This is a genomic window from Rhizobium sp. T1470, from assembly GCF_042140505.1.
In the GTDB taxonomy this organism is placed as follows: domain Bacteria; phylum Pseudomonadota; class Alphaproteobacteria; order Rhizobiales; family Rhizobiaceae; genus Rhizobium; species Rhizobium favelukesii.
The window spans coordinates 635,652-657,394 of sequence record NZ_CP148091.1 but is presented as its reverse complement, the minus strand read 5'-3'; the positions used below and the strand labels follow the sequence as shown (position 1 = coordinate 657,394).

General features: G+C 61.1%; 19 protein-coding genes and 3 pseudogenes. 13 read left to right on the top strand and 9 right to left on the bottom strand.

Going from position 1 to position 21,743, the window contains the following annotated elements; genetic code table 11:
• Window positions 1–25: 25 nt before the first annotated feature.
• Window positions 26–658, bottom strand: coding sequence for a nucleotide exchange factor GrpE (gene grpE / locus WGT02_RS03275; protein WP_024314505.1), 633 nt, complete (start codon window positions 656–658; stop codon window positions 26–28).
• A gap of 217 nt (window positions 659–875) precedes the next feature.
• Between grpE and WGT02_RS03270 the strand changes: the two genes are divergently transcribed.
• Window positions 876–1,310: a GFA family protein gene (locus tag WGT02_RS03270; RefSeq protein ID WP_024314504.1), complete on the top strand. Its 435-nt coding sequence runs from the start codon at window positions 876–878 to the stop codon at window positions 1,308–1,310.
• A 5-nt stretch (window positions 1,311–1,315) separates the two neighbouring features.
• Here the strand turns inward: WGT02_RS03270 and hrcA are convergent, their stop codons facing one another.
• Complete coding sequence (gene hrcA, locus WGT02_RS03265) at window positions 1,316–2,404, bottom strand: heat-inducible transcriptional repressor HrcA (RefSeq protein ID WP_024314503.1); 1,089 nt, start codon at window positions 2,402–2,404, stop codon at window positions 1,316–1,318.
• A gap of 177 nt (window positions 2,405–2,581) precedes the next feature.
• Here hrcA and rph point away from each other — a divergent pair, with 177 nt between their 5' ends.
• Genes rph through hemW form a run of 4 tightly spaced genes read left to right on the top strand, consistent with a single transcriptional unit; the run spans window position 2,582 to window position 5,577 of the window.
• Entirely contained in the window at window positions 2,582–3,301 is a 720-nt protein-coding gene (gene rph / locus WGT02_RS03260; protein WP_024314502.1) for a ribonuclease PH, read from the top strand.
• Complete coding sequence (locus WGT02_RS03255; RefSeq protein ID WP_024314501.1) at window positions 3,298–3,714, top strand: VOC family protein; 417 nt, start codon at window positions 3,298–3,300, stop codon at window positions 3,712–3,714. Before rph ends, WGT02_RS03255 begins: the two co-directional genes overlap by 4 nt.
• 7 nt (window positions 3,715–3,721) lie before the next feature.
• Window positions 3,722–4,366 (top strand): RdgB/HAM1 family non-canonical purine NTP pyrophosphatase, encoded by a 645-nt coding sequence (rdgB, locus tag WGT02_RS03250; RefSeq protein WP_024314500.1) that lies wholly within the window; start codon window positions 3,722–3,724, stop codon window positions 4,364–4,366.
• A gap of 35 nt (window positions 4,367–4,401) precedes the next feature.
• A complete protein-coding gene (gene hemW, locus WGT02_RS03245) occupies window positions 4,402–5,577 on the top strand; it encodes a radical SAM family heme chaperone HemW (protein ID WP_208250516.1) in 1,176 nt (391 codons plus the stop codon).
• On the opposite strand, the gene WGT02_RS03240 is transcribed toward hemW, so the two are convergent.
• Entirely contained in the window at window positions 5,574–6,491 is a 918-nt protein-coding gene (locus tag WGT02_RS03240; RefSeq protein WP_024314498.1) for a DMT family transporter, read from the bottom strand. The genes hemW and WGT02_RS03240 overlap by 4 nt on opposite strands.
• A gap of 215 nt (window positions 6,492–6,706) precedes the next feature.
• On the opposite strand from WGT02_RS03240, the pseudogene gcvA reads away from it, so the two are divergent.
• Together gcvA and WGT02_RS03230 are read left to right on the top strand one after the other, a co-directional pair.
• A pseudogene (gcvA, locus tag WGT02_RS03235) lies at window positions 6,707–7,590 on the top strand (transcriptional regulator GcvA).
• 184 nt (window positions 7,591–7,774) lie between these two features.
• A pseudogene (locus WGT02_RS03230) lies at window positions 7,775–7,855 on the top strand (hypothetical protein); the annotation flags it as partial.
• Between the two features lie 209 nt (window positions 7,856–8,064).
• On the opposite strand, the gene WGT02_RS03225 reads toward WGT02_RS03230, so the two are convergent.
• Window positions 8,065–8,424: a hypothetical protein gene (locus WGT02_RS03225; RefSeq protein WP_375679031.1), complete on the bottom strand. Its 360-nt coding sequence runs from the start codon at window positions 8,422–8,424 to the stop codon at window positions 8,065–8,067.
• A 77-nt stretch (window positions 8,425–8,501) separates the two neighbouring features.
• Between WGT02_RS03225 and WGT02_RS03220 the strand changes: the two are divergent.
• From WGT02_RS03220 to WGT02_RS03210, 3 genes and pseudogenes are all read left to right on the top strand, one after another.
• Window positions 8,502–9,911: pseudogene (locus WGT02_RS03220) on the top strand (TonB-dependent siderophore receptor); the annotation flags it as partial.
• Between the two features lie 4 nt (window positions 9,912–9,915).
• Window positions 9,916–10,665 (top strand): siderophore-iron reductase FhuF, encoded by a 750-nt coding sequence (gene fhuF / locus WGT02_RS03215; protein WP_024314496.1) that lies wholly within the window; start codon window positions 9,916–9,918, stop codon window positions 10,663–10,665.
• Window positions 10,662–11,789, top strand: a complete 1,128-nt coding sequence (locus tag WGT02_RS03210) for an ABC transporter substrate-binding protein (protein WP_208249129.1) — start codon at window positions 10,662–10,664, stop codon at window positions 11,787–11,789. Before fhuF ends, WGT02_RS03210 begins: the two co-directional genes overlap by 4 nt.
• On the opposite strand, the gene WGT02_RS03205 is transcribed toward WGT02_RS03210, so the two are convergent.
• From WGT02_RS03205 to mutM, 5 genes are all read right to left on the bottom strand, one after another.
• Complete coding sequence (locus tag WGT02_RS03205) at window positions 11,786–12,865, bottom strand: saccharopine dehydrogenase family protein (protein ID WP_024314494.1); 1,080 nt, start codon at window positions 12,863–12,865, stop codon at window positions 11,786–11,788. The genes WGT02_RS03210 and WGT02_RS03205 overlap by 4 nt on opposite strands.
• A gap of 108 nt (window positions 12,866–12,973) precedes the next feature.
• Window positions 12,974–14,521: a chromosomal replication initiator protein DnaA gene (gene dnaA, locus WGT02_RS03200; RefSeq protein WP_024314493.1), complete on the bottom strand. Its 1,548-nt coding sequence runs from the start codon at window positions 14,519–14,521 to the stop codon at window positions 12,974–12,976.
• Window positions 14,522–15,357: 836 nt separating this feature from the next.
• Window positions 15,358–15,636, bottom strand: coding sequence for a 30S ribosomal protein S20 (rpsT, locus tag WGT02_RS03195; RefSeq protein ID WP_024314492.1), 279 nt, complete (start codon window positions 15,634–15,636; stop codon window positions 15,358–15,360).
• 185 nt (window positions 15,637–15,821) lie between these two features.
• Window positions 15,822–16,595 (bottom strand): enoyl-CoA hydratase, encoded by a 774-nt coding sequence (locus WGT02_RS03190; RefSeq protein ID WP_208249131.1) that lies wholly within the window; start codon window positions 16,593–16,595, stop codon window positions 15,822–15,824.
• A gap of 14 nt (window positions 16,596–16,609) precedes the next feature.
• Entirely contained in the window at window positions 16,610–17,500 is an 891-nt protein-coding gene (gene mutM, locus WGT02_RS03185) for a bifunctional DNA-formamidopyrimidine glycosylase/DNA-(apurinic or apyrimidinic site) lyase (RefSeq protein ID WP_208249132.1), read from the bottom strand.
• 152 nt (window positions 17,501–17,652) lie between these two features.
• On the opposite strand from mutM, the gene ubiE reads away from it, so the two are divergent.
• From ubiE to WGT02_RS03170, 3 genes are all read left to right on the top strand, one after another.
• Complete coding sequence (gene ubiE, locus WGT02_RS03180) at window positions 17,653–18,429, top strand: bifunctional demethylmenaquinone methyltransferase/2-methoxy-6-polyprenyl-1,4-benzoquinol methylase UbiE (protein WP_024314489.1); 777 nt, start codon at window positions 17,653–17,655, stop codon at window positions 18,427–18,429.
• Between the two features lie 56 nt (window positions 18,430–18,485).
• The gene (gene ubiB, locus WGT02_RS03175) at window positions 18,486–20,060 is read left to right on the top strand and encodes a 2-polyprenylphenol 6-hydroxylase (RefSeq protein WP_024314488.1); all 1,575 of its coding nucleotides are present in this window, start codon (window positions 18,486–18,488) and stop codon (window positions 20,058–20,060) included.
• Between the two features lie 93 nt (window positions 20,061–20,153).
• On the top strand, window positions 20,154–21,737 hold the full coding sequence (locus WGT02_RS03170) for an aromatic amino acid lyase (RefSeq protein ID WP_208249134.1): 1,584 nt from the start codon (window positions 20,154–20,156) through the stop codon (window positions 21,735–21,737).
• Window positions 21,738–21,743 lie beyond the last annotated feature (6 nt).

The window sequence follows — 21,743 nt, the reverse complement described above, 5'->3', positions numbered from 1 at the left end:
GATTGGCTTTCAGGCGCCTGAGAGATCAGGCGTCCTTCTGGTCGAAAACGGAATTCGTTTCGGGTTCGACGAGCTTCGGCCCGCCCTTGGCGACGCCGACCATGGCGGGGCGAAGAACGCGCTCACCAATGGTGTAACCGGCCTGAACGACCTGAACCACGGTGTTGTTCGGCACATCGGGGTTCGGCACTTCGAACATGGCCTGGTGAAAGTTCGGATCAAACTTCTGGCCGACCGGCTCCAGTTTGCGGACGCCGTGTCGCTCAAGCGCCGACAACATCGAGCGCTCCGTCATCTCCACACCTTCGATCAGCGTCGTCAGGCCGGCATCGGCGGCAGCCCTGGCTTCCTCAGGGATCGCATCGATGGCGCGGCGCAGGTTGTCCGAAACGGCCAGCATGTCGCGCGCAAAGCCCGCGGCGGAATAAGTCCTCGCATCCTTGACTTCGCGCTCTGTGCGCCGGCGCAGGTTATCCATCTCGGCGGCAAGGCGAAGATAGCGGTCGCGCAGCTCTGTATTCTCGGACTTTAGCAGTTCCAGCGGATCGGGCTTTGCGCTGGCTTCGGCGGCGGCTTCGTTCTCGACGTTTGCGGCGGCGTCCGCTGCGGCTTCGGCCGCGGCGGCGTCGGGTCCGTTCTTCGTCGTTTCGTCAGTCATGACGTTCTCCGGTGATTGATGTCTTTTAGGATGTGCCCGATATCGAGCTTTGACAGGCAAAAATCAAGTCTGCGTGACCGAAAAGCATGACTTGTAGGCAACCGTGCCGGTCTACCCCACAGGGTCTAGCTTGACTTGGCCGTGCTAAAGTTCTTTCATTTTAGGCGCAACTGAATCAATAGTGCTTCGACCTCATCCAGGTCAGGGAGCGACCACCATGGGCGATCAGAAAACGTATTCGGGGCGCTGCTTCTGCGGTGCCGTGGAGATCGTCGTCACCGGAGACCCGGTGGCTATGGGTTACTGCCACTGCGCCTCCTGTCGGCATTGGTCGGCGGGACCCGTCAACGCCTTCACGCTCTGGCAGCCGCAAACCGTCCATGTCACCAAAGGCGGAGAGCACGTGGAAGGCTACCAGAGGTCCGATACCAGCGTGCGGAAGTTCTGCGAGCTTTGCGGTGGGCATCTCTACACCGAGCACCCGACCTGGGGCGTCACCGACGTTTACGCGGCACTTCTGCCCGATCTTGACTACGCTCCAGCGCTGCACGTGAACTATCAGGAAAGCGTGCTGCATATCCGTGACGGCCTGCCAAAATACAAAGACATGCCTGCGGAGATGGGCGGCTCGGGCGACCTGCTCCCGGAGTAGTTCTCCTACGTCGAGCCGCGTGACAACCGCGTCATCAGCTGGGCGGTATAGTCGACCATCGGCACGATGCGCGAGTAGTTGAGCCGCGTCGGCCCGATGACGCCGACAGCGCCGACAATGCGGTCGTCATCGTCACGATAGGGCGCGACGATCAGCGACGAACCGGAAAGTGAAAAGAGCTTGTTCTCCGAGCCGATGAAAATGCGCACGCCCGGCCCGCTTTCGGCGAGGTTGAGAAGTTCCAGCAGACTGTCCTTCTTCTCGAGGTCGTCGAACAGCATGCGCAGGCGGTCGAGATCGTCGGCGCCAGCGAGATCGGCGAGCAGATTGGCGCGGCCGCGAATGATCAGTTGGGCCGGTTTGCCCTCGTCGGCGCTGCCCGACCAGACGGCGATGCCGCGCTCGACGAGATCCTGCGATAGCGCATCGAGTTCGAGGCGGACATCGTCCTTCAGTCGACTTAATTGATTGCGCAGTTCCGGCAGCGTCTGGCCGGTCATGTGTGCGTTGAGGAAGTTGGCGGCCTCGGTCAATTGCGATGACGTCACGCCTGCCGGAAGCTCGATAATGCGGTTTTCGACCTGATCGTGATCGCCGACGAGAACCGCAAGCGCCTTGGTCGGCTCAAGGCGGATGAACTCGACGTGCTTGAGAACAGGATCGCTCTTCGAGGTGATGACGAGCCCGGCGCCGCGCGAAATGCCCGAGAGCATGCGGCTTGCCTCGTTCATCATCAATTCCATCGGATTGTCGCGGCTTTCGGCGCGCACCTGGCGATCGATGTTGGCGCGATCCTCGGCCGAGAGATCCCCGACCTGCATGAAGGCGTCGACGAAGAAGCGCAGGCCGACTTGTGTCGGCAGACGGCCGGCACTGACATGCGGCGAATAGATGAGGCCAAGTTCTTCCAGATCGCTCATCACGTTGCGCACGGAGGCCGGTGACAGCGACATCGGTAGGATACGCGACAGGTTGCGCGAACCGAGCGGTTCACCCGTCTCCAGATAGCCCTCTACGATGCGGCGAAAGATTTCCTTGGAGCGTTCATCCAGCGCAGCCACTGCATCTGAAACCGACGTCGATCTGAACTCCATGAACCCTTGCGTACCCGTGCTGACGATGATGCGACAAAATATAGCCAATCTCCCCGCAGCGGCAAAAGGGAAATTGCAAATGGACGCTGCCGATCGTAGAAGCTCTCAACAACATAAGCACGCGTGATCTTCCGAAAACCGCTCGCGGTCTTCGAAATCATGATTCAGGAGAATAGTATGCGGCCCTCAGGCAGAAAAACCGACCAGATGCGCAAGGTCTCGTTCGAGCGCAATTTCTCCAAGCACGCGGAAGGCTCCTGTCTGGTGAAGTTCGGCGATACGCATGTGCTATGCACGGCGAGCATCGAGGAGAAGCCTCCGGCATGGCTGCGCAACACCGGCAAGGGTTGGGTCACCGCCGAATACGGCATGCTGCCGCGCGCCACCGGCGAGCGTATGAAGCGCGAAGCCGCATCCGGCAAGCAGGGCGGCCGTACGCAGGAGATCCAGCGCCTGATCGGTCGTTCGCTGCGCGCTGTCGTCGACCTCAAGGAACTCGGCGAGCGCCAGATCACGCTCGACTGCGACGTCATCCAGGCGGATGGCGGAACGCGTACGGCGTCCATTACCGGCGCCTGGATCGCGCTTTACGACTGCCTGAAGTGGATGGAAAGCCGCAACATGCTCAAGGTCGAACGCGTCCTCAAGGACCACGTCGCGGCCATTTCCTGCGGCATCTTCGCCAACCAGTCGGTGATTGACCTCGACTATCTCGAGGACTCCTCGGCTGAGACCGACGCGAACTTCGTGATGACCGGCAACGGCGGCATCGTTGAAATCCAGGGCACCGCTGAAGGCACGCCGTTCACCGATGAGGAATTCGCCTCGCTGATGGCCCTCGCCAAGGTCGGTATCGCCGAACTCGTCGCGATGCAGAAGCAGGCCGTCGCCGGATGAACGACATGCTGGAAGGCATGCTGGAGACGGCGCTCTATGCGGACGATCTCGACAAGGCCGAAGCCTTTTATGAAGGCATTCTCGGCCTTTCGAAGATCTCGCGGGGCGGCAACCGACATGTCTTCTTTCGCTGCGGTGCCGGGGTGTTGCTGATCTTCAACCCGCAGGAAACGATCAAGCCTCCCTCGCCCACCTCCTTGCAGGTTCCGCCGCACGGCACGACCGGTGCAGGACACGCCTGTTTCCGCGTTTGCGGGGAAAATCTCGATGCGATTGCAGCCCGGCTGACGTCCGGGGGTGTCGCCATCGAATCCGAAGTCACCTGGCCGCAGGGCGGCCGATCGATCTATTTCCGCGACCCGGCGGGCAACAGCCTCGAATGCGCCGACGCCCGCATCTGGGGCATCGAATAGGACAGTCATGCGCAAGCTCGAAACGAAGACCATCGTCGTTGCCAGCCATAATGCCGGCAAGATCCGGGAAATCCAGGACCTCATCGGTCCGTTCGGCTTCACGGCGAAATCGGCCGCCGAGTTGAATTTCGTGGAGCCTGACGAGACCGGCACGACTTTCGAGGAAAACGCGACGATCAAGGCGCTCGCCTCCGCCGAAGCCTCTGGATTGCCGGCGCTGTCGGATGATTCCGGCCTCGTCATCGATGCACTCGGCGGCGATCCCGGCGTCTACACCGCCAACTGGGCGGAGAAACCCGACGGCACGCGCGACTTCGCGATGGCGATGGAGAAGGTCGAGGCGGCTTTGGAAACGGCCGGCGCTTCGAAGCCGGCTCAGCGCGCTGCGCGTTTCGTCAGCGTACTCTGCCTTGCCTGGCCGGACGGCCACACGGAGCTTTTTCGCGGCGAAGTCGAAGGCACCGTCGTCTGGCCTGCGCGCGGCAGCCAGGGCTTCGGCTACGATCCGGTCTTTCAACCCGAGGGCTATGAGACTACCTTTGGCGAGATGAGCGCGGAAGAAAAGCACGGCTGGAAGCCCGGCGACGCAGAAGCACTGTCGCACCGCGCCCGCGCCTTCAAGATCTTCGTCGAAACCTGCCTGGAAGCCTAAGGGCAAACGTGGACACTTTGGAACAGCCTGATCTGATGCGCTATGCCGCTCTTCTGCCCGATACCGGCGAACCCGGCTTCGGCGTCTACGTGCATTGGCCGTTCTGTGCCGCCAAGTGCCCTTACTGTGATTTCAACAGCCATGTCCGCCACCAGCCGGTGGATCAGGAACGCTTTACCGCGAGCTTCCTGAAGGAGATGGCGACGGTGCGCCAGATGAGCGGGCCAAAGACGGTGACCAGCATCTTCCTCGGCGGCGGCACGCCATCGTTGATGAAACCATCCACGGTGTCGGCCGTTCTCGACGGTATCGCCAAGCACTGGCATGTGCCCGATGGAATCGAGATCACCATGGAGGCAAACCCCTCCAGCGTCGAGGCGGAACGCTTCCGCGGCTATCGTGCCGCCGGCGTCAATCGCGTGTCGCTCGGCGTCCAGGCGCTCAACGACCGCCACCTGACGTTTCTCGGACGGCTGCACGACGTTGCCGATGCGCTGAAGGCGATCAAGCTGGCGCGCGACATCTTCCCGCGCATGTCCTTCGACCTGATCTATGCGCGCCCGAACCAGACCGTCGACGAATGGGAACGCGAGTTGAAGGAGGCGTTCTCCTACGCCGTCGATCATCTTTCGCTCTATCAACTGACGATCGAGGAAGGCACTCCGTTCTTCGGGCTTCACACGGCCGGCAAGCTTGTGGTTCCGGACGGCGACCAATCGGCGCTGCTCTATGAAGCGACGCAGGAAATCACCACCGGCGAAGGACTGCCCGCCTACGAGGTTTCCAACCATGCGCGTCCGGGCGCGGAGAGCCGGCACAACCTCACCTACTGGCGTTACGGCGATTACGCTGGCATCGGCCCCGGTGCCCATGGGCGACTGACACGTGGCTCCATGAAGATTGCCACTGCGACAGAGCGGAAGCCAGAGAGCTGGCTGGATCTGGTCGAGCGCAATGGACACGGCATGCTGGACACGGAGCAACTCGGTTATGAGGAACAGGCCGACGAACTGCTGCTGATGGGGTTGCGTCTCAAGGAAGGCGTGGACCTTTCCCGCTGGCAGCAGCTTTCGGGCCGCGACCTGGACCCGAAGCGGGAAGAGTTTCTTTTGGAGCATGGCTTTATCGAGCGGATCGGCAATTCTCGCCTGCGCTGCACGCCGTCAGGCATGCTGATCCTCGATTCCGTGGTCGCCGATCTCGCCTGCTAGGCAGGTCGCTTTCTCCGCAGAGCGAACAATCGCCCGTCTATCGCCGCAAGGCCGATCGCGATCATCGCCATGCCGATCAGATGCTTGACCTGCAATTGCTCGCCGAGAATGGCTGCGCCGAGCAGGATGGCGCTGACCGGAATCAGGAAGGTCACGAGCATCAGGTTCGTTGCACCGGCAGCCGCCAGGATGCGGAAAAACAGCACATAGGCGATCGCCGTCGAAAGCAAGGCCAGGCCGAACAGCGCCATCCAGGTTTCCAATGAAGGAGCGGCCAATGTCCAGGGCTGGTCGACGATGAGCGCGATCGGCAACATCAGGACGGTGGAGGCGCTGACCTGTCCTGCAGCGGGAATGAGCGGCGCCATGCCCATCTGGCGGAAGCGCCGGCCGAAGATGCCGGCAAAGGAATAGGAGAGCGCAGCACCGAGCACCGCGAGCTGCGCCAGCACGTTCGACCCGAGATCGCGCAGCACGTCGAAGCCGATCATATAGGCGACGCCCGCAAAGCCGACGAGAACGCCAAGCAGGCGATTGCCGGTCATTTTTTCATCCGCGGTCAGGAAATGCGCGACGACGACGCCAAAGAGCGGCGTTGTGGCATTCAGGATCGAGGCGAGGCCACTTGCGATATGCGTCTGGCCCCAGACGATGAGACAGAACGGGATCATATTGTTGAGGATGCCCATGCCGAAGAAGGCCGCCCAGGACCTGCCGTCACGCGGCATGGCATGGCCGGTCGCACGCACAATAAGGTTCAGTGCCAGCGCTGCGATCAGGACCCGACCCGTGACGATCGTAAAGGGCGGCAGGCTCTTCACCAGAATGCCGTTGAAGAGGAAGGATCCGCCCCACAGCAGGGAGAGCACCAGCAACATTCCCCACTCGGCAAAGCCCATCTGTTTCTGCTGCATCGTCTTCTCCCTGGTCAGCCTGCGACCGGTCTACATGTCAGTACAGGCTGCCGCCACCCGATTGTTGGGCGGTCCTCACGCATTTTTCCTGATTTTTTCTCGCTCATCGCTCAGCTCGACGAAGCTTTTACGGCGGCTTTCATGCTGATATTATTGCTATGCCAGTCGTGCGACAAACGAGTCTTTCTCGATCCATAATATAGTTGAGCTAAACCATGAGCGATTATCTTCCCTCCCTTTCGGCCCTTCGAGCCTTTGAAGCGGCCGCCCGACACCTCAGCATGACGTTGGCGGCGAAGGAGCTCAACGTGACGCCGGGAGCCGTCAGTCTGCAGATCCGCGATCTGGAATCCTCGCTTGGCGTCAAGCTCTTCGAGCGGAAGACGCGCGCACTAGCTCTGACCGTGGAGGGTGCAGACTATTTTTCGACGCTCAGGGTAGCATTCCGCCTCGTCAGGGAAGCGACGGCGGCGATCACGGCGCGCGGACGCGGCGCCGTCCTCAACGTCACCTGCACGGCGGGATTTGCAACCTACTGGCTCGTGCCGCGTCTCAGACGCTTCGAGGCGATGCATCCCGAAATCGACGTCCGCATCAGCGCGTCGCACCGCGTGCTCGATTTCAGCGCGACGGGATCGACCTTGCAATCCGCCACGGACTCGGCGGCTATGACGGCCTGATCAGCGAACGCCTCGTGGATGACGAGCTGGTGCCGGTTTGCACACCAAGACTTGCCGCGGAGCTCGGCGACAATCCCTCGCCGGACGCGCTCGCCGGCTTCCAACTGATCCATGACGTCTATCGCCATGACTGGCAGCTCTGGCTGGAAGCAGCCGGCGCGACAGGACTCGACCCGTCGCGTGGACCGGTCTTCATGCATGGCAACGGAGCCTATGACGCGATGAAAGCCGGACTGGGCTTTGCCTTGATGCGGCGCTCGTTTCTGGAGCGGGACCTGAAGGAAGACGCGGTGGTCACGCCCTTCCCGCTTGGCATTGCAAGCCGGCTTGCCTTCCACCTCGTCTATCCCGGGCTTGCGCTCGAACAGCCGGCGGCGGCCGCCTTCCGCCGGTGGCTGCTGTCAGAGGCGCAAGCCTGACCTGACTGTGGCTGATTTGCCATGCCGGTCAAAAAGTGGAGTATTTTAATCATGAAAGCGGCGCGTCTATATTGCGCCAGCCTTCATGTGGAAGCCGGACGAGACACGCCGGGCACACGCGTCGGCGCCTATGGCTTCGACCCGCGTTTCGATTCGTTCTCGGTGCGCGGCTTCGACGTGACCTATACCGGGATCTTTCCGCGACAACCTTCGTCAGCCGGGCGCAGGCTCGTCACTCTTCAAGACCGAGCCGTACGGTCTCGAAGGAGTCTCGATCCTGCGTGGCCCATCTTCGGCACTGTATGGGGCAACGGGTGCCGGCGGTCTCTACAACCTCATCACCAAGCGGCCGACGGAAGAGCCTTTTCACGAAGTTCAGCTGCAGTATGGTACCGACCAGCGCTATCAGAGCCGGTTCGACCTCTCCGGCCCCGTCAACAATGAGGACCCCTTCTACTATCGCCTGACGGGCCTCTATCGCGACGCCAATACGGAGCAGATCAGCGTTCCCGACGACCACGCGACCGTATCCAAAAGAGATTGCGGGTCGCGATCCTTCAGCTGCTGTTCGGTCACTGAGGAAATCGACTGGGGCACCTCGATGAAGGGCGTGTCGGTTTTCGTGCCCGTCGCGCTGCTCTTGCCGACATAGCCATCCGCCTGGATGACGCCGCCGCTGCCGCCATTGACGATAATATCTTCAAGAACCGTCGCGCCATCCTGCTGCTGTCCAGCCGCATCCTGCGCTGCGGCCGGTGTGAGAAAATGGGCGATTGCCAAGCCAGTCAACGCCGACGTGGACAGGATTCGCGAGGAAAATCGGAGACTATTCATTGGCTTATCATACCGGTCATACGCATTTCAGGATTTATGTTGAGTTTAATAGTCAAGAAAAATCCCAAAGGAAACCGGACACGAAACTTACCATCCTCGGCGAATATTCCCGAACCAAGACCGGCGGCACGGCGGCCTATTACAACGATCCAACCGGCAAGGTAACGGACTATTTCGCGGGCAATCCGGCCTTCAACGATTCGATCCAGAACCAGGCTCGTATCGGCTACGAATTCGAGCATCGACTGAACGACGTCTTCGTCTTCCGTCAGAACGCCCGCATTTCGACGCTCAGCATCGACGCCGACTGGGCCTTCGCCTACGCGCCGAACGCCGTCAATCCGAACCTGCTTGACCGCAGCGCCGGCACGTTTGACGAGCAGCTGATGGCCTTCGTCATCGACAATCAGTTGGAAGCTCAGTTCGAAACGGGCGCGGTCGACCATACAGTGCTTGCAGGTCTAGACCTGACCAGGCTGCGCTGGCGCTCCCTCGATGGCCGTGGCGTGTCGCCACCGCTCGACACCACCAATCCGACGGCAGGCGCTCAAGTTGCTCCTATCGACTTCGATACGCGCTCCGTCCAGGACCAGTGGCAGGCCGGCACCTATCTGCAGGACCAGATCCGCTATGACGCGTGGATACTGACCGTCGGTGGTCGCTACGACTGGGTCTCCACGGACACCGACAATACCGACCTCAACACGAATGCGCTGACCACGATCACGCAAAAGGACAGGGCATTCTCCGGCCGCATCGGCCTAGCCTACCAAACGGATTTCGGCGTTGTACCCTATGCCAGCTACTCGACCGCTTTCGCACCAAATGCTGGCATAAACAAGGAGACCGGCCAACCCTTCCAGGCGACGGAAAGCGAGCAGGAGGAGATCGGCGTCAAGTACCTGCTGCCTGATAGCAATACGCTGATCACGGCAGCGCTGTTCAATATCGACCAGAAAAACAGCCTCTCCTACGAGGTTGTGAACCTGCCGACCGGGCCGGAAAACATACAGGTGCAGCGCGGCAAGATTCGCTCCCGGGGCTTCGAGATCGAAGCGAACACGAGTCTCGACAACGGCCTGTCACTGGTTGCGTCCTACACCTTCACCGACGCCGAGATTCTGGAAGGCACGATCGGTACAGTCGGTAACTACGTCTCGTCGGTGCCGAGGCACATGGCTTCGCTCTGGGCAAACTACAGGTTTCAGGAGGGTAGTCCGATCTACGGTCTCGGCGTCGGCCTCGGTGCCCGGTACCTCGGCAAGAGCTACACCAGCGACGAAAACACGGCGCAGAACGGCTCCCGCGTCCTCTTCGACGCTGCCCTGAGCTATGACTTCGCCGCGCTCGACAAGAAATACGAGGGCCTGAGCCTGCAGGTGAACGCCACCAACCTGTTCGACCGCCGCGAGCCCATCTGCTCGGCCGGCTTCTGCTACCGCGACCAGGGCCGCGCCATGATCGGCAGCCTGCGCTACACATGGTGAGCTGATGGCGAGCGCGCAGGACCATGTGGTTGATCCGGTCGACAGCGCCTCGGTCCTCTCGCCGGCCTTTGCCGGTGAGCATGCGTGGTGCAACGAGAAGATGGCGCTCTCCACCGACCTGCCGGACGCGGTACCGCTGCCGCTCTTCTTCGGCGACGGCGGGTTCAAGCAGGCGATCGATCGCTACGCCGAGGCCTGCGGCAACAGCGACAGGCGCGCCGTCGTGTCGATGTGGTCGTTGTATTACTTCTCCGCCCTTTCCATTCCCTATGTGCTGGCCCGTCGCCTCGCCGCGCAGGAGCTTCCGGTCGCCTTCGACGGGATGGCCATCGCAGTGCAGGAGAATGGCCTGCCGCGTGCATTCGGCGTGCCGCACCGGGGCCGGAATGCTGAGGGTGGCGAGGAGGACGGTTTCGAAGCCATCGGTCCCTTGTTGGAACAGCATCTTCCAGAGGCCGTGACGAAGCTGAACGCCTCCGGCATTTCGGCCAAGCTGTGCTGGAACAATGCCGCTGTGTATCTCGACTACGCGCTGCGGATGACACGGCCACCCGAAGGCCCCGATCTGGCGGTGTTCGTCCGCGGCTGCCTGCCGGACGGCGGCGTCAACCCTCTCTGCGGCAGCGTCCGATATGTCGAGGACGACGGCGAGCGCGTCGCCCGGCGGAAGATATGCTGTCTGCGCTACATGCTGCCCGGCGTCCAGAGCTGTGGCAAGCTTTGTGCTCTTCCCAGCCAGAGGAACGTGCAATGATCCCGTCCACGATCACGCGACGCGGCTTTCTCGCTGCGGCGTCTGCTGCGCTTTGCGCGCCGGCTCTGTTGAAGGCACAGACGCGCTGGCCACTGACCGTGACCGATGCCGTCGGTCGAATGGTGACGATTGCGAAGAAGCCGAAGTCAATCATCCTCGGAACGGGTTTCAATCTTTTCGCGCTGTCGCTGATCCACCCGGATCCGGTGAGTCTGCTGGCAGGCTGGGCGACCGACATGAAGACGGACAACCCGTTCATCTACGATGCTTTTCGCAAGAAATTTCCGGCCCTCGACAAGGTGGCGCTTGTCAGCAATGGGCAGGCGGATGGCATGTCCTTCGAAGCCGCACTTTCCTTGGAGGCCGACCTTGCCGTCATGGGCATATGGCAGGCAGAAGGCGAGCAGGGCAAACGTGCCATCGAGTATCTGCAATCGATCGGCGTGCCCGTGATCGTTGTCGATTTCAATCTCGATCCGCTGAAGAGCACGCCGCGGGACATTCGGCTCCTCGGTCGCGTTCTGGAATGCGACCAGCAAGCGGAAAACTATGCTCAGTTCTTCGAAAAGCGGGTGGACCGCATCAAAGCGAGGGCGGTCGGGAAAGGCGAAGATGGACCGCTCGTGCTGATGGATGCCTTTCCAAGCACAACGCGTGGCAGCTGGGCGGTCGGTCGCACCGGCCTTGGTGAATTGATCACGCTTGCCGGCGGGCGCAACATCGCCGACAAGAACCTGCCGCCACAGGGCGGACCCGTGACGGCAGAATATATCATCGCCGCGGAACCGGACGTCTATATCGCCACCGGCTCGCCGGGCGGCACCTACACCGTCTTTTCGATCGGTCCCGGGGTCGATCCCGCAGAAGCGCGGCAGTCGCTCCAGGAGACCGTTAAGGCACCAAGCCTGGCCCCGCTGAAAGCGGTGCGCGAGGGAAATGTGCACGGCATGTGGAACTTCTTCAATGCCGTGCCGCTGAACGTGCTCGCCGCCGAAGCCGTGGCATCCTGGGTAAGGCCCGACCTCTTTGGCGATGTCGATCCGGCCGACAGCCTCGCCGAGATCAACGAGCGCTTCGCGGCTGTCCCCTTCGAGGGCGCCTACTGGACCAGCCTAACCACTTAGCGAGCTGGCGCGCTCGTCTCGAAGAGGCCGCCTGTCGGAGTTTTCAGGAACATCTCCAGCGGAATATATTCCTGATGCAGGAAGCCCGTGGATGGCAAAAGGTCGTCGCGCACCATCTCGATGACGGCAACCACCGAGGCCGACGTCGTCCAGGCGATCGCCGTGCGGCGGGCGCCGGCTATCTCGATCGGATAATAGGCGCGCACAAATTCCTTGCGGCGGAGGTTCCCGTTCTCCATGCCCTCCGCTGCGACGTGGACGTAGACAACATCGTCCTCGACCGGAGGCTTGGCGTTGGTGAGGATTTCGCCGGCAAGGTTGCGCCTGTCGCGCATCAAAAGCTCATGGAAGAAGAAGTTCATCAGATCCATGTGGCCGGGATAGCGCATCGTCTTGTAGTCGAGGTTCTCGACCTTGCCGAGCAGCGTATCGCACATGGTTCCGAGGCCTCCTGACGTCGTGAAAGCTTCGAGCTTCACGCCCTCGACATAGATCGTCTCGTGCCATTCCATCGGCGAGACGAGCTTGCGAACGCCGCCCTCGATCACTTCACAGTCGTTCAGATACTCGTTGACCACCCCTTCGGGCGACCAGTTAAACGCGTAGCCGAGGAGACCGGTCGGGTGCTGCGGCAGAGCGCCGACCCGCATTCGAATGGAACGGCACTTGTCGAAGCCGTCCGCAAGGCTCGATCCGACAATGCCGACGAAGCCGGGGGCCAGGCCACATTGCGGCGCCATCAGGCCGCGTGCCGTCTTGGACAGTTCGATGATGAAGTTTGTCGTCGGCACGTCTTCGGTCAGATCGAAGTAGTGGATCCCTGCGACGTGGGCGGCGCGCGCAAGGCCGATGTTGAGGTGATAGGGCAGGCAGGAAAGCACGGCCTCAACGCTGGACAACAGTTCACCGATGACGGCGGGGTCGGAGATGTCGCCACTCCTGCATTCGAATGGCTGGCTTTCCGTCGGCGCCTGCAGGTCGACGCCTAGAACGTCGAACCCTCCCTCATGCAGAAGCGTTGCAGCCAACCGCCCGATCTTGCCCAGTCCGAGAACAGCGATCCTGTCGAAACTCATCGGCTCCCCCTGTGGCCACGTGGCCACTCCAGCGTACAGAAGATTGTGCGCAAAAGAAAACGGCCGGAGCAATGCCCGGCCGTCAAACGTGCACAGAAGATTGCCCGACTATTCGTTGATCAGGCGCTTCAGCAACTCAATCTCATGCGAAAGCTTGGTGTCGCCGGCGATCAGCTCCTCGATCTTTCGCACGGCGTGCAGCACGGTCGTATGATCGCGACCGCCGAAGCGACGGCCGATTTCCGGGAACGACCGCGGCGTCAGCGTCTTCGACAGATACATGGCGATCTGGCGCGGTTTGACGATGACGCGGGTGCGGCGGTTCGAGACCAGTTCCTGGCGCGACACGTTATAGTGCCGTGCGACGATGCGCTGGATGTCCTCGATGCGGACACGGCGCGGCTCGCCCGAGCCAACGAGATGAGCAAGAAGCTCGTCGACGCGCTCGACCGTCAGGTTCGGCTCGAAGGAGCGGCGGAAAAGCAGCTGGTTGAAAGCACCTTCCAGCTCGCGGCCGCTTGCAGTGATGTTGCGCGCAACATGGTTCAGCAGTTCGGCCGGGATTTCCAGAGACGGGTCCTCGACGCGAGCAGCGGTAAGGCGACGCTTCAGGATCTCGAGACGCATCTCGTAGTCCGGCGCGTCGAGCTCAATGGCCACACCGCCCTGCAACCGCGAGCGGACGCGTGGATCAAGCGATTCCAGCTCCCAGGGAGCGCGGTCGGCAGCGACCACGACCTGCTTGGCGCTGTCGAGCAGCATGTTCAGCAGGTGGCAGAACTCGTGCTGGATCATCTTGCCCTGCAGGAACTGCATGTCGTCGATGATCAAAAGGTCGATGTTGCGCAACGAGTCCTTCAAGGTCAAAGCATCATTGTCACGGATCGCTGTTGCGAAACGCCACATGAAATACTCTGCCGTCAGATAGACGACGCGCAGGGCGCGCGGGTTCTGAACCGCGGCATTGGCGATCGCCTGTAGAAGGTGCGATTTGCCGAGACCGACGCTGGAATGGACGAAGAGCGGATTGAAGCGGACAGCGCCCTGCCCGGCTTCCGCAATCGTCCTGGCAGCAGCAAGTGCTACGCGGTTGGAGCTACCCTCAACAAAGGTGTCGAAGGTGAAGCGGGAGTCCAGCGGCGAGCCGAAGAGCGGCTGGCCGGCAGTCGCCGGACGGGCAGCGGCTGCGGACGATACCGCCTGCTGCGCAATCTGGCCGGCATGCTGCGCCGCTGGGCGGCGCGTCTGCGCGGCGGCAACAGGCTCTGGGGAAACCGGCGCTTCAGCCGGTTTACCAACGCCACGCGTTGCCGTGCGCACGAGAATTTCGACTTTCAGGATTTCGGAGTCTTCGGCCTGAAACAGGCTGGTGATCAACTCAAGATACCGGTTGTTGATCCAGGACTTCAGAAAAGTTGTCGGCACCGTCAGGCGCACGACGCTCTTGGAAACCGAATGCAGCTTCAGCCGCGCAAACCAGCTTGCATAGACATCCGGACCGACTTGCGCCTTCAGGCGGGCGCTGACACGCTCGAAAAGTACACCATGCTTCATGTCTCCCTTTTCCCCTGCCGCTCCAGCGCAAATAGAGCCAAACGCCTGCGGTTCGTTGTCCCCGCTATCCAGGGCATCCGCCGTCATTGTATTCATCTGCATCATGCCGCCTTCCATTCGTCGGCCGACTTTGTTCGTCGCCCGATTATTTCCCCGCTATGACCAGAAAGTGGCACCCTCATGAGCCACTCGCCTGCCGGTTCACTCAAATACTGCCCCACTCACAAGACTTTCCGAGAAAGCGCGAGCCCGCCTCATGCGGCGTCGACTGCCTTCTGTCGGACTGGATGCCGCTCCTCGTCAGCTGGCGTCCAGTCGTCTTGCCACGACTTCTCTTCCCCATTCCGGTTTCACGCAACGCGTGCAACCAACACACAAAAAATCACCGTTCCGCGACAGCCACGTCGCGGTCAAAAATGCTCAAGTGCGTGAAAAACCGGAAGCTTAGGCTCTCCGTAACAAGTGGCACAGGTTCATCGTCCTGCCGACGTGGCAGTTTCAGACCAAGCCTTCACAGGTGATGTCTGGACCCCTTGTTGATCGGCATTTAGGCAGGATCGAATGCGGGAATCAACGATGAATTTTACGCAAAATTAAGAGCGGGCCGTTGACTCGGGGGGCAGTCTTTGGGCGTCACATCCGCGTCAAAAAAGAATCGCTTTTGAATCAAGGAGATTCGTCCCGCGGGCATTTTTGACACGCATAAAAAGAAAAAAATAAAAAAGCTTCTTGACTCTGCTCAGACCGCAGATTGTAGGCCCCGAGTCGAGCGTACCTGAAGTATCCTACAACAAGTATTTGTTTTCATTGCCTTTTTCGTGTCACACGCTCGACATGAAATCGTCGCCGAATTAACCATACGGAAGCCAGTCGGCGGAATCGAAAAAGCCCGACAAAGTTGCCGGGCTAATCATAATGGTGCGTCCGTTAACGAAAGATTATGCGGTCACAGAAACCGACAGAGCCTTCACACGCGCTGCCAGGCGCGAAACCTTTCGGGAAGCCGTGTTGGCGTGCAGGACGCCCTTGCCTGCGGCGCGAGCCAGTTCCGGCTGCGCGGCGAGGAATGCTTCCTTTGCCTTGGCAGCATCACCAGATGCGATTGCCTCTTCGACCTTGCGAACGAACGTACGAACGCGCGAGCGACGAGCCTTATTGACGTCGGTACGGCGGGCGATCTTGCGGGTCGCTTTTTTCGCCGAAGTTGTATTGGCCATGGATGCCTCTCTAAGAATTCGAACAAACTCCGTCATCACCGCGGGCCCTGCGGCCACTCAATCCAGCAATGCGGGAGCATAATCGGAAAACCGGAGTGGCTTCCCGAACCGTGGGCGGGCATATAACCCTAAAGCCGACCCACGTCAACGCGCATTTTCAAGGAAACGCCGCCTTTCTCCAAGGCTCAGCGGTTCTTGAAGGCAGGCTTACGCTTTTCGATGAAGGCCGTCATCCCTTCTTTCTGGTCTTCGGTGGAAAAGAGGCTATGGAAAAGGCGACGCTCGAAGCGCAGACCTTCCTCCAAGGTGGTCTCCAGTGCGCGGTTTACGGCCTCCTTCGCCATCAGCACGGAAGGACGCGACAGCGAGGCGATCTTGGCGGCAGCCTCCAGAGCCTCGTCCAGCAGCCGTTCGGGCGCCACCACGCGCGAAACGAGTCCTGCGCGTTCGGCTTCGGCAGCGTCCATCATGCGGCCGGTGAGGATCAGATCCATGGCCTTGTATCTGCCGACAGCGCGCGTCAGCCGCTGCGAGCCGCCCATACCAGGAATGACGCCGAGTGTGATTTCGGGTTGGCCGAACTTGGCAGTCTCCGACGCGATGATGATATCGCACATCATTGCAAGCTCGCAGCCGCCGCCGAGCGCAAAGCCGCTGACAGCGGCGATCACAGGCTTGCGCACCTTGGCAACGTCGTCCCATCCGCTCATCAGATCGCGGTCGTAGACATCGACATAATCCAGCGGCTGCATTTCCTTGATATCGGCACCGGCGGCGAATGCGCGCTCGGAACCAGTCAGCACCATAGCGCCGACGGCGTCATCGGCTTGGAAGGCTTCGTAGGCCTGAAGAAGTTCCTTCAGCACCGTCGAGTTCAGCGCGTTCAGCGCCTGCGGGCGATTCAATGTGATCAGCCCGACCGCGCCTCGGGTTTCGACGATCAGCGTTTCGTAGGCCATGGACAATCCTCCCGTTACTTTTGACAGGCAGGGCAATAAAAGGTCGAGCGCCCTGCCTGGACAATGCGGGCGACGGTACCGCCGCAGCCCGGGTTGCCGCAAGGTAGACTTTCGCGGTCATAGACAGCGAAGGAATGCTGGAAATAGCCGAGCGAGCCATCCGTCTGGATATGGTCGCGCAGCGACGAGCCACCGGCCTTGATGGCGTCGGCGATGACGTCGCGGATCGAGGCGACAAGCAACTCCATCTGCTTGTTGGGCTTACCCGATGTCGTGACGATGGACGCCGCGGCACGCATCGGCCGCAGGTGCGCGCGCCACAGCGCCTCGCAGACATAGATATTGCCGAGCCCGGCAATATTCTTCTGATCGAGCAGCGCGCTTTTCAGAGGCTGCGCCTTGCCAGCGAAGCGTTCCGCCAGATAGGCGGCACTGAGTTCGTTGCCTGTCGGTTCCGGTCCCAAGCCGAAGAGGAAGGGATTGAGATCAAGTTCGCAACGCTGTGCCACATCCATGAAGCCGAAACGGCGCGGGTCATTATAGATGACGCGGCTGGCGCCTTTCGGTCCCTCCAGGTGGAAGATGGCGTGATCGTGCTTTTCATCCTTCGAGCGGGGGTGATGGAATTCGCCCGGCCTATCAGAAAGCTGTTCCACCTCGATGCGGAAGGAGCCCGACATGCCGAGATGCGAAATGATCGTCGTGCCGTCATCGAGATCGATCAGCAGATATTTGGCGCGGCGACCGAGCGCGACGATGCTGCGGCCCGTCACCCGTGCCTCGAGACCATCCGGAAAAGGGAAACGCAGGTCTTTGCGTCGCAGCTCCAGGCGGGCGATACGCGCGCCCTCCATGGTGGGGGCAAGCCCGCGTCTGACGGTTTCGACTTCTGGCAATTCCGGCATCTTAACCCATCTATATCTAACATGTTTCCACCACGGGCGTTGTACGCTATAGCGCCAAGGTGCCGCGGCTTTGACCGTGGTCCACAGATAGCGTCGCGCGCGTCAGTTCGCTATGGTCGCCGCGCCGATTTCAGATAGATGGAGTATTTTCGATGTCAGAAAGCCGTACCTCCGCCGAAGGCGGCATGGAAACATCCTACGGCTTCCGCGACGTGGCGGGTGGTGAGAAGCAGGGCCTCGTCAACGACGTCTTTCACAAAGTCGCCAAGCGCTACGACATCATGAACGACGTTATGTCGGTCGGCATGCACCGCGTGTGGAAGGACGCGATGATTGCGGCGCTCAATCCACGCAGGGAGCCAGGCTACCGGGTTCTGGACGTTGCCGGCGGTACCGGCGACATCGCCTTCCGCATCGTCGAAGCCTCGAACCGGCAGGCACATGCGACCGTACTCGACATCAACGGCTCGATGCTGGCCGTCGGCGCCGAGCGCGCCGCCAAAAAGAAGCTCTCCGACAATCTGACTTTCGTCGAAGCCAACGCGGAGGATCTGCCGTTCGAGCCGAACAGCTTCGACGCCTACACGATTGCCTTCGGCATCCGCAACGTGCCGCGCATCGATGTCGCGCTGAGCGAAGCCCATCGCGTGCTGAAGCGCGGCGGCCGATTGCTGGTACTCGAATTCTCGGAAGTGGACATGCCGTTGCTCGACCGCGTCTATGACAGCTGGTCCTTCAACGCCATTCCGAAGTTCGGTAAGGCGATCACCGGCGAGGCCGAGCCCTACCAATATCTCGTCGAATCCATCCGCAAATTCCCCAACCAGGAGAACTTCGCCGAGATGATCCGCAACGCCGGTTTCTCGCGCGTCAGCTTCACAAACTATACCGGCGGCATTGCAGCCCTCCACTCCGGCTGGAAGCTCTGACGGATGGTTCGAGGTACACCGTTCACCTGCGCGCTTTGGCAGGCAGGCAATCCGGCATGAGTGCTCTCGGAGCATATTTCCGGCTCTGGCGCGTCGGCTGGATTCTCGTGCGCGAAGGCGTCATTTCGGCCTTGCCGTCAGAAGATCTTCCGCCCTCGATCGGCCTTGCCAAGTCCTTTGTTGGCCTATTCGCACGCAACCGCTCGAAATCGAAGAAGCGCAGCGACAGGCTGGCGCAAGCCGTCGAACGGTTGGGCCCCTCCTACGTGAAGATCGGCCAGTTCCTGGCGACGCGCCCGGATGTCGTCGGCGTCGAATTTGCAGACGACCTATCGCAACTCCAGGACCGCATGGCATTCTTCCCGCCGGCGGCGGCCAAGGCGAGCATCGCCAGTTCGCTCGGCCGCCCGATCGAAGACCTTTACGCAAGCTTCGGCGAGCCGATTGCCGCAGCGTCGATTGCCCAGGTGCATCCGGCGGAGGTCGATACACTGTCCGGTCGCAAGAAGGTTGCCGTAAAGGTGGTCCGCCCCGGCGTGCGTCAGCGCTTCTCGCACGACATCGAGGCGATGTATCTCGTCGCCCACATGCAAGAGCGCTTCATGCCTTCAAGCCGCCGCCTCAGGCCGGTGGAAGTGACGAAGACCCTGGAGCAGACCACCAAGGTCGAAATGGACCTGCGGCTCGAGGCTGCGGCCCTTTCCGAAATCGCCGAGAACACCGAAAAGGACCCAGGATTCCGCGTGCCGAAGGTGGATTGGGAGCGCACTGGCCGCGACGTGATCACCATGGAGTGGATCGATGGTGTGAAGATGTCCGACGTCGACGGCTTGCGCGCCGCCGGCCACGATCTCAATCGCCTTGCGGATACACTGATCCAGTCCTTCCTGCGCCACACGCTGCGCGATGGCTTCTTCCATGCCGACATGCATCCGGGGAATCTCTTTGTCGATGCGCATGGAGACATCGTCGCCGTCGACATGGGAATCGTGGGACGATTGGGCAAAAAAGAGCGCCGCTTCCTTGCCGAAATTCTCTTCGGGTTCATCACCCGCGATTATGTCAGGGTCGCGGAAGTCCATTTCGAGGCCGGCTATGTCCCCGCCCATCACAATGTGGAGAGCTTCGCGCAGGCGATCCGCGCAATCGGCGAGCCGATCCACGGACAGCCGGCCGAAACCATTTCGATGGGCAAGCTGCTGACGCTGCTGTTCGAGGTGACCGAACTGTTCGACATGGCCACGCGACCGGAACTGGTCATGCTGCAGAAGACCATGGTCGTCGTCGAAGGCGTGTCGCGCATGCTCAATCCACGCTTCAACATGTGGAAGGCATCCGAACCAGTCGTCGGCGACTGGATCCGCAACAATCTCGGCCCGAAGCGTATCGTCACCGACCTCAAGGACGGGTTGAAGGCAGCGGTCAAGCTTGCAGAAGCCGCGCCGGAGATTGCGGCCAAGACCGAGAAGTTTCACCATCAACTGCTGCACATGAGTGAGCATGGACTGCGTTTCGATGCGGAAACGGCCGAAGCGATCGGCAAATCCGAAGCGCGTCACAATCGCTCCGGTCGGTTCGCCCTCTGGATTATCGCGCTCGCCCTTCTCTATATAGCCTGGGTGGTCACCTGATCATCGCATGCAAATGCATGTTGTGTTCAATATTTGGGATATCCCATCGAATAGCGCCGTCGCATAGTCTCACTTTTCAAGGAGATATGGCAGATGAAGCATGAACGCCCGCGCATCGAACTTTCCGGACAGCCGCTGAGCTTTGCTGAGATGGTGAGGATCGGATCGGGCAAGGTGGCGCTTTCCGCTTCGGCAACGGGTATGGCCCGCGTCGAGATCGCCCGTGGAATTGTCGAGGACGCGATCAAGGCTGGGATGCCCGTCTACGGGGCAACCACCGGCGTCGGTGCCATGAAAGACGTCGAGTGGTCCCCGGAGGACCTGGACGCCTTCAGTCTCGGCCTCGTGCGCGCACATCACTTCGGCACAGGGACGCCGTTTTCATGCTCCGTCGTGCGCAACGCAATGGCCATCCGCATCAACACCGCTCTGACGGGGCAGGTCGGCTGTACACCTGAACTCGTCAATGCATACATGCGCATGCTCGAGGTCGACATCATTCCGGTCGTCCGCCGCACCGGGTCCATTGGTTGCGCCGATATTGGCCTCATGGGACAGATCGGCGCCGTCTTGACCGGCGTCGGGGAAGCCGTCTATCGCGGCAAGCGCATGCAGGCTGCCGACGCCTTCGCGGCAGCTGGTATGAAGCCCTTCACCATGGCCCCGCGCGACAGTCTTGCCTCGCTCAGCGTCAACGCCGTGAGCTTCGCAGCTGCAGCGGATGCGACACGCAATGCCGCCGCCTCCATTCGCGTGCTGCTGGCCTCCGGAATGATGGCGTCAGGCGCCCTTGGGGCCTCCCGAGATCCCTGGCTTTCCGTTCGCCATGTCGGCACCTCCCGGGAAGCTTTGATCGGCTCCTGGCTCTGCAATGCTTCGGACGCCTGGCAGTGGCCGATCAAGACCCACGTGCAGGACCCTTTGAGCCTGCGCATGGTCGCGCAGGTATTCGGTGCGGTCATCGAGAACCTGCTGACGACCGGACACAAGATCCTTGCCGCCACCGGACGTTCCGACGACAACCCTGTCGTCGTCGAGGGCCGCGTCATGACCTCGGGCGGGTCGCTGCCGCTCGATGTGACGATCCTGCTGGAATCGGCGGCTCTGTGCATGGCGCACGCGGCCCGCAATGCCTTCAACCGCTGTGTCCTGCTCGGCAACGGCCAGCGGCGCGATCTACCCGTCAATCTGGTGCCGCCCGGCCGCATCGCAACAGGTTTCGGCCCGATCATCAAACTGGCCGGCGAGATCTTCTCGCGCGTGCTATCGATGTCGAACCCGGTGTCTGCGCAGTCGCTGGTGGTCGCGGCCGGCCTTGAGGACGAGGCAGCGTTCCTACCGCTGGTGATCGAGCGTTTTGAGCGCCAGATGCGCGCTCTGATGCGACTTGCCGCCCTCGAGGCGCTGCTTTCGGCGCAGGCCGTGGATATCCTCGGCGACAAGCCGAAGGGTGTCGGTGGGATGCTCTACGATGTCGTTCGCAAACATGCGGAGTTCTACACGGTCGACCGGCCACTCTCTGCTGAGGTGGAAGCGATCGAGGAAGAGCTTGGCTCCGGCGCCTTCATGTCCAAGCTCATCGAAGAGGTACCGATCGCATCATTCGACGATTTCTTTGCACTCGGCTCGCTGGAGCGCATCGAGCAGCGTCTGACCCAGGAACAGGTCGCCATCTGATCCCTT

What these genes read in the sequence shown, in the direction of transcription:
- grpE (WP_024314505.1), bottom strand. Translation starts at nt 658, where the DNA reads ATGACTGACGAAACGACGAAGAACGGACCCGACGCCGCCGCGGCCGAA.
- WGT02_RS03270 (WP_024314504.1), top strand. Translation starts at nt 876, where the DNA reads ATGGGCGATCAGAAAACGTATTCGGGGCGCTGCTTCTGCGGTGCCGTG.
- hrcA (WP_024314503.1), bottom strand. Translation starts at nt 2,404, where the DNA reads ATGGAGTTCAGATCGACGTCGGTTTCAGATGCAGTGGCTGCGCTGGAT.
- rph (WP_024314502.1), top strand. Translation starts at nt 2,582, where the DNA reads ATGCGGCCCTCAGGCAGAAAAACCGACCAGATGCGCAAGGTCTCGTTC.
- WGT02_RS03255 (WP_024314501.1), top strand. Translation starts at nt 3,298, where the DNA reads ATGAACGACATGCTGGAAGGCATGCTGGAGACGGCGCTCTATGCGGAC.
- rdgB (WP_024314500.1), top strand. Translation starts at nt 3,722, where the DNA reads ATGCGCAAGCTCGAAACGAAGACCATCGTCGTTGCCAGCCATAATGCC.
- hemW (WP_208250516.1), top strand. Translation starts at nt 4,402, where the DNA reads ATGCGCTATGCCGCTCTTCTGCCCGATACCGGCGAACCCGGCTTCGGC.
- WGT02_RS03240 (WP_024314498.1), bottom strand. Translation starts at nt 6,491, where the DNA reads ATGCAGCAGAAACAGATGGGCTTTGCCGAGTGGGGAATGTTGCTGGTG.
- WGT02_RS03225 (WP_375679031.1), bottom strand. Translation starts at nt 8,424, where the DNA reads ATGAATAGTCTCCGATTTTCCTCGCGAATCCTGTCCACGTCGGCGTTG.
- fhuF (WP_024314496.1), top strand. Translation starts at nt 9,916, where the DNA reads ATGGCGAGCGCGCAGGACCATGTGGTTGATCCGGTCGACAGCGCCTCG.
- WGT02_RS03210 (WP_208249129.1), top strand. Translation starts at nt 10,662, where the DNA reads ATGATCCCGTCCACGATCACGCGACGCGGCTTTCTCGCTGCGGCGTCT.
- WGT02_RS03205 (WP_024314494.1), bottom strand. Translation starts at nt 12,865, where the DNA reads ATGAGTTTCGACAGGATCGCTGTTCTCGGACTGGGCAAGATCGGGCGG.
- dnaA (WP_024314493.1), bottom strand. Translation starts at nt 14,521, where the DNA reads ATGCAGATGAATACAATGACGGCGGATGCCCTGGATAGCGGGGACAAC.
- rpsT (WP_024314492.1), bottom strand. Translation starts at nt 15,636, where the DNA reads ATGGCCAATACAACTTCGGCGAAAAAAGCGACCCGCAAGATCGCCCGC.
- WGT02_RS03190 (WP_208249131.1), bottom strand. Translation starts at nt 16,595, where the DNA reads ATGGCCTACGAAACGCTGATCGTCGAAACCCGAGGCGCGGTCGGGCTG.
- mutM (WP_208249132.1), bottom strand. Translation starts at nt 17,500, where the DNA reads ATGCCGGAATTGCCAGAAGTCGAAACCGTCAGACGCGGGCTTGCCCCC.
- ubiE (WP_024314489.1), top strand. Translation starts at nt 17,653, where the DNA reads ATGTCAGAAAGCCGTACCTCCGCCGAAGGCGGCATGGAAACATCCTAC.
- ubiB (WP_024314488.1), top strand. Translation starts at nt 18,486, where the DNA reads ATGAGTGCTCTCGGAGCATATTTCCGGCTCTGGCGCGTCGGCTGGATT.
- WGT02_RS03170 (WP_208249134.1), top strand. Translation starts at nt 20,154, where the DNA reads ATGAAGCATGAACGCCCGCGCATCGAACTTTCCGGACAGCCGCTGAGC.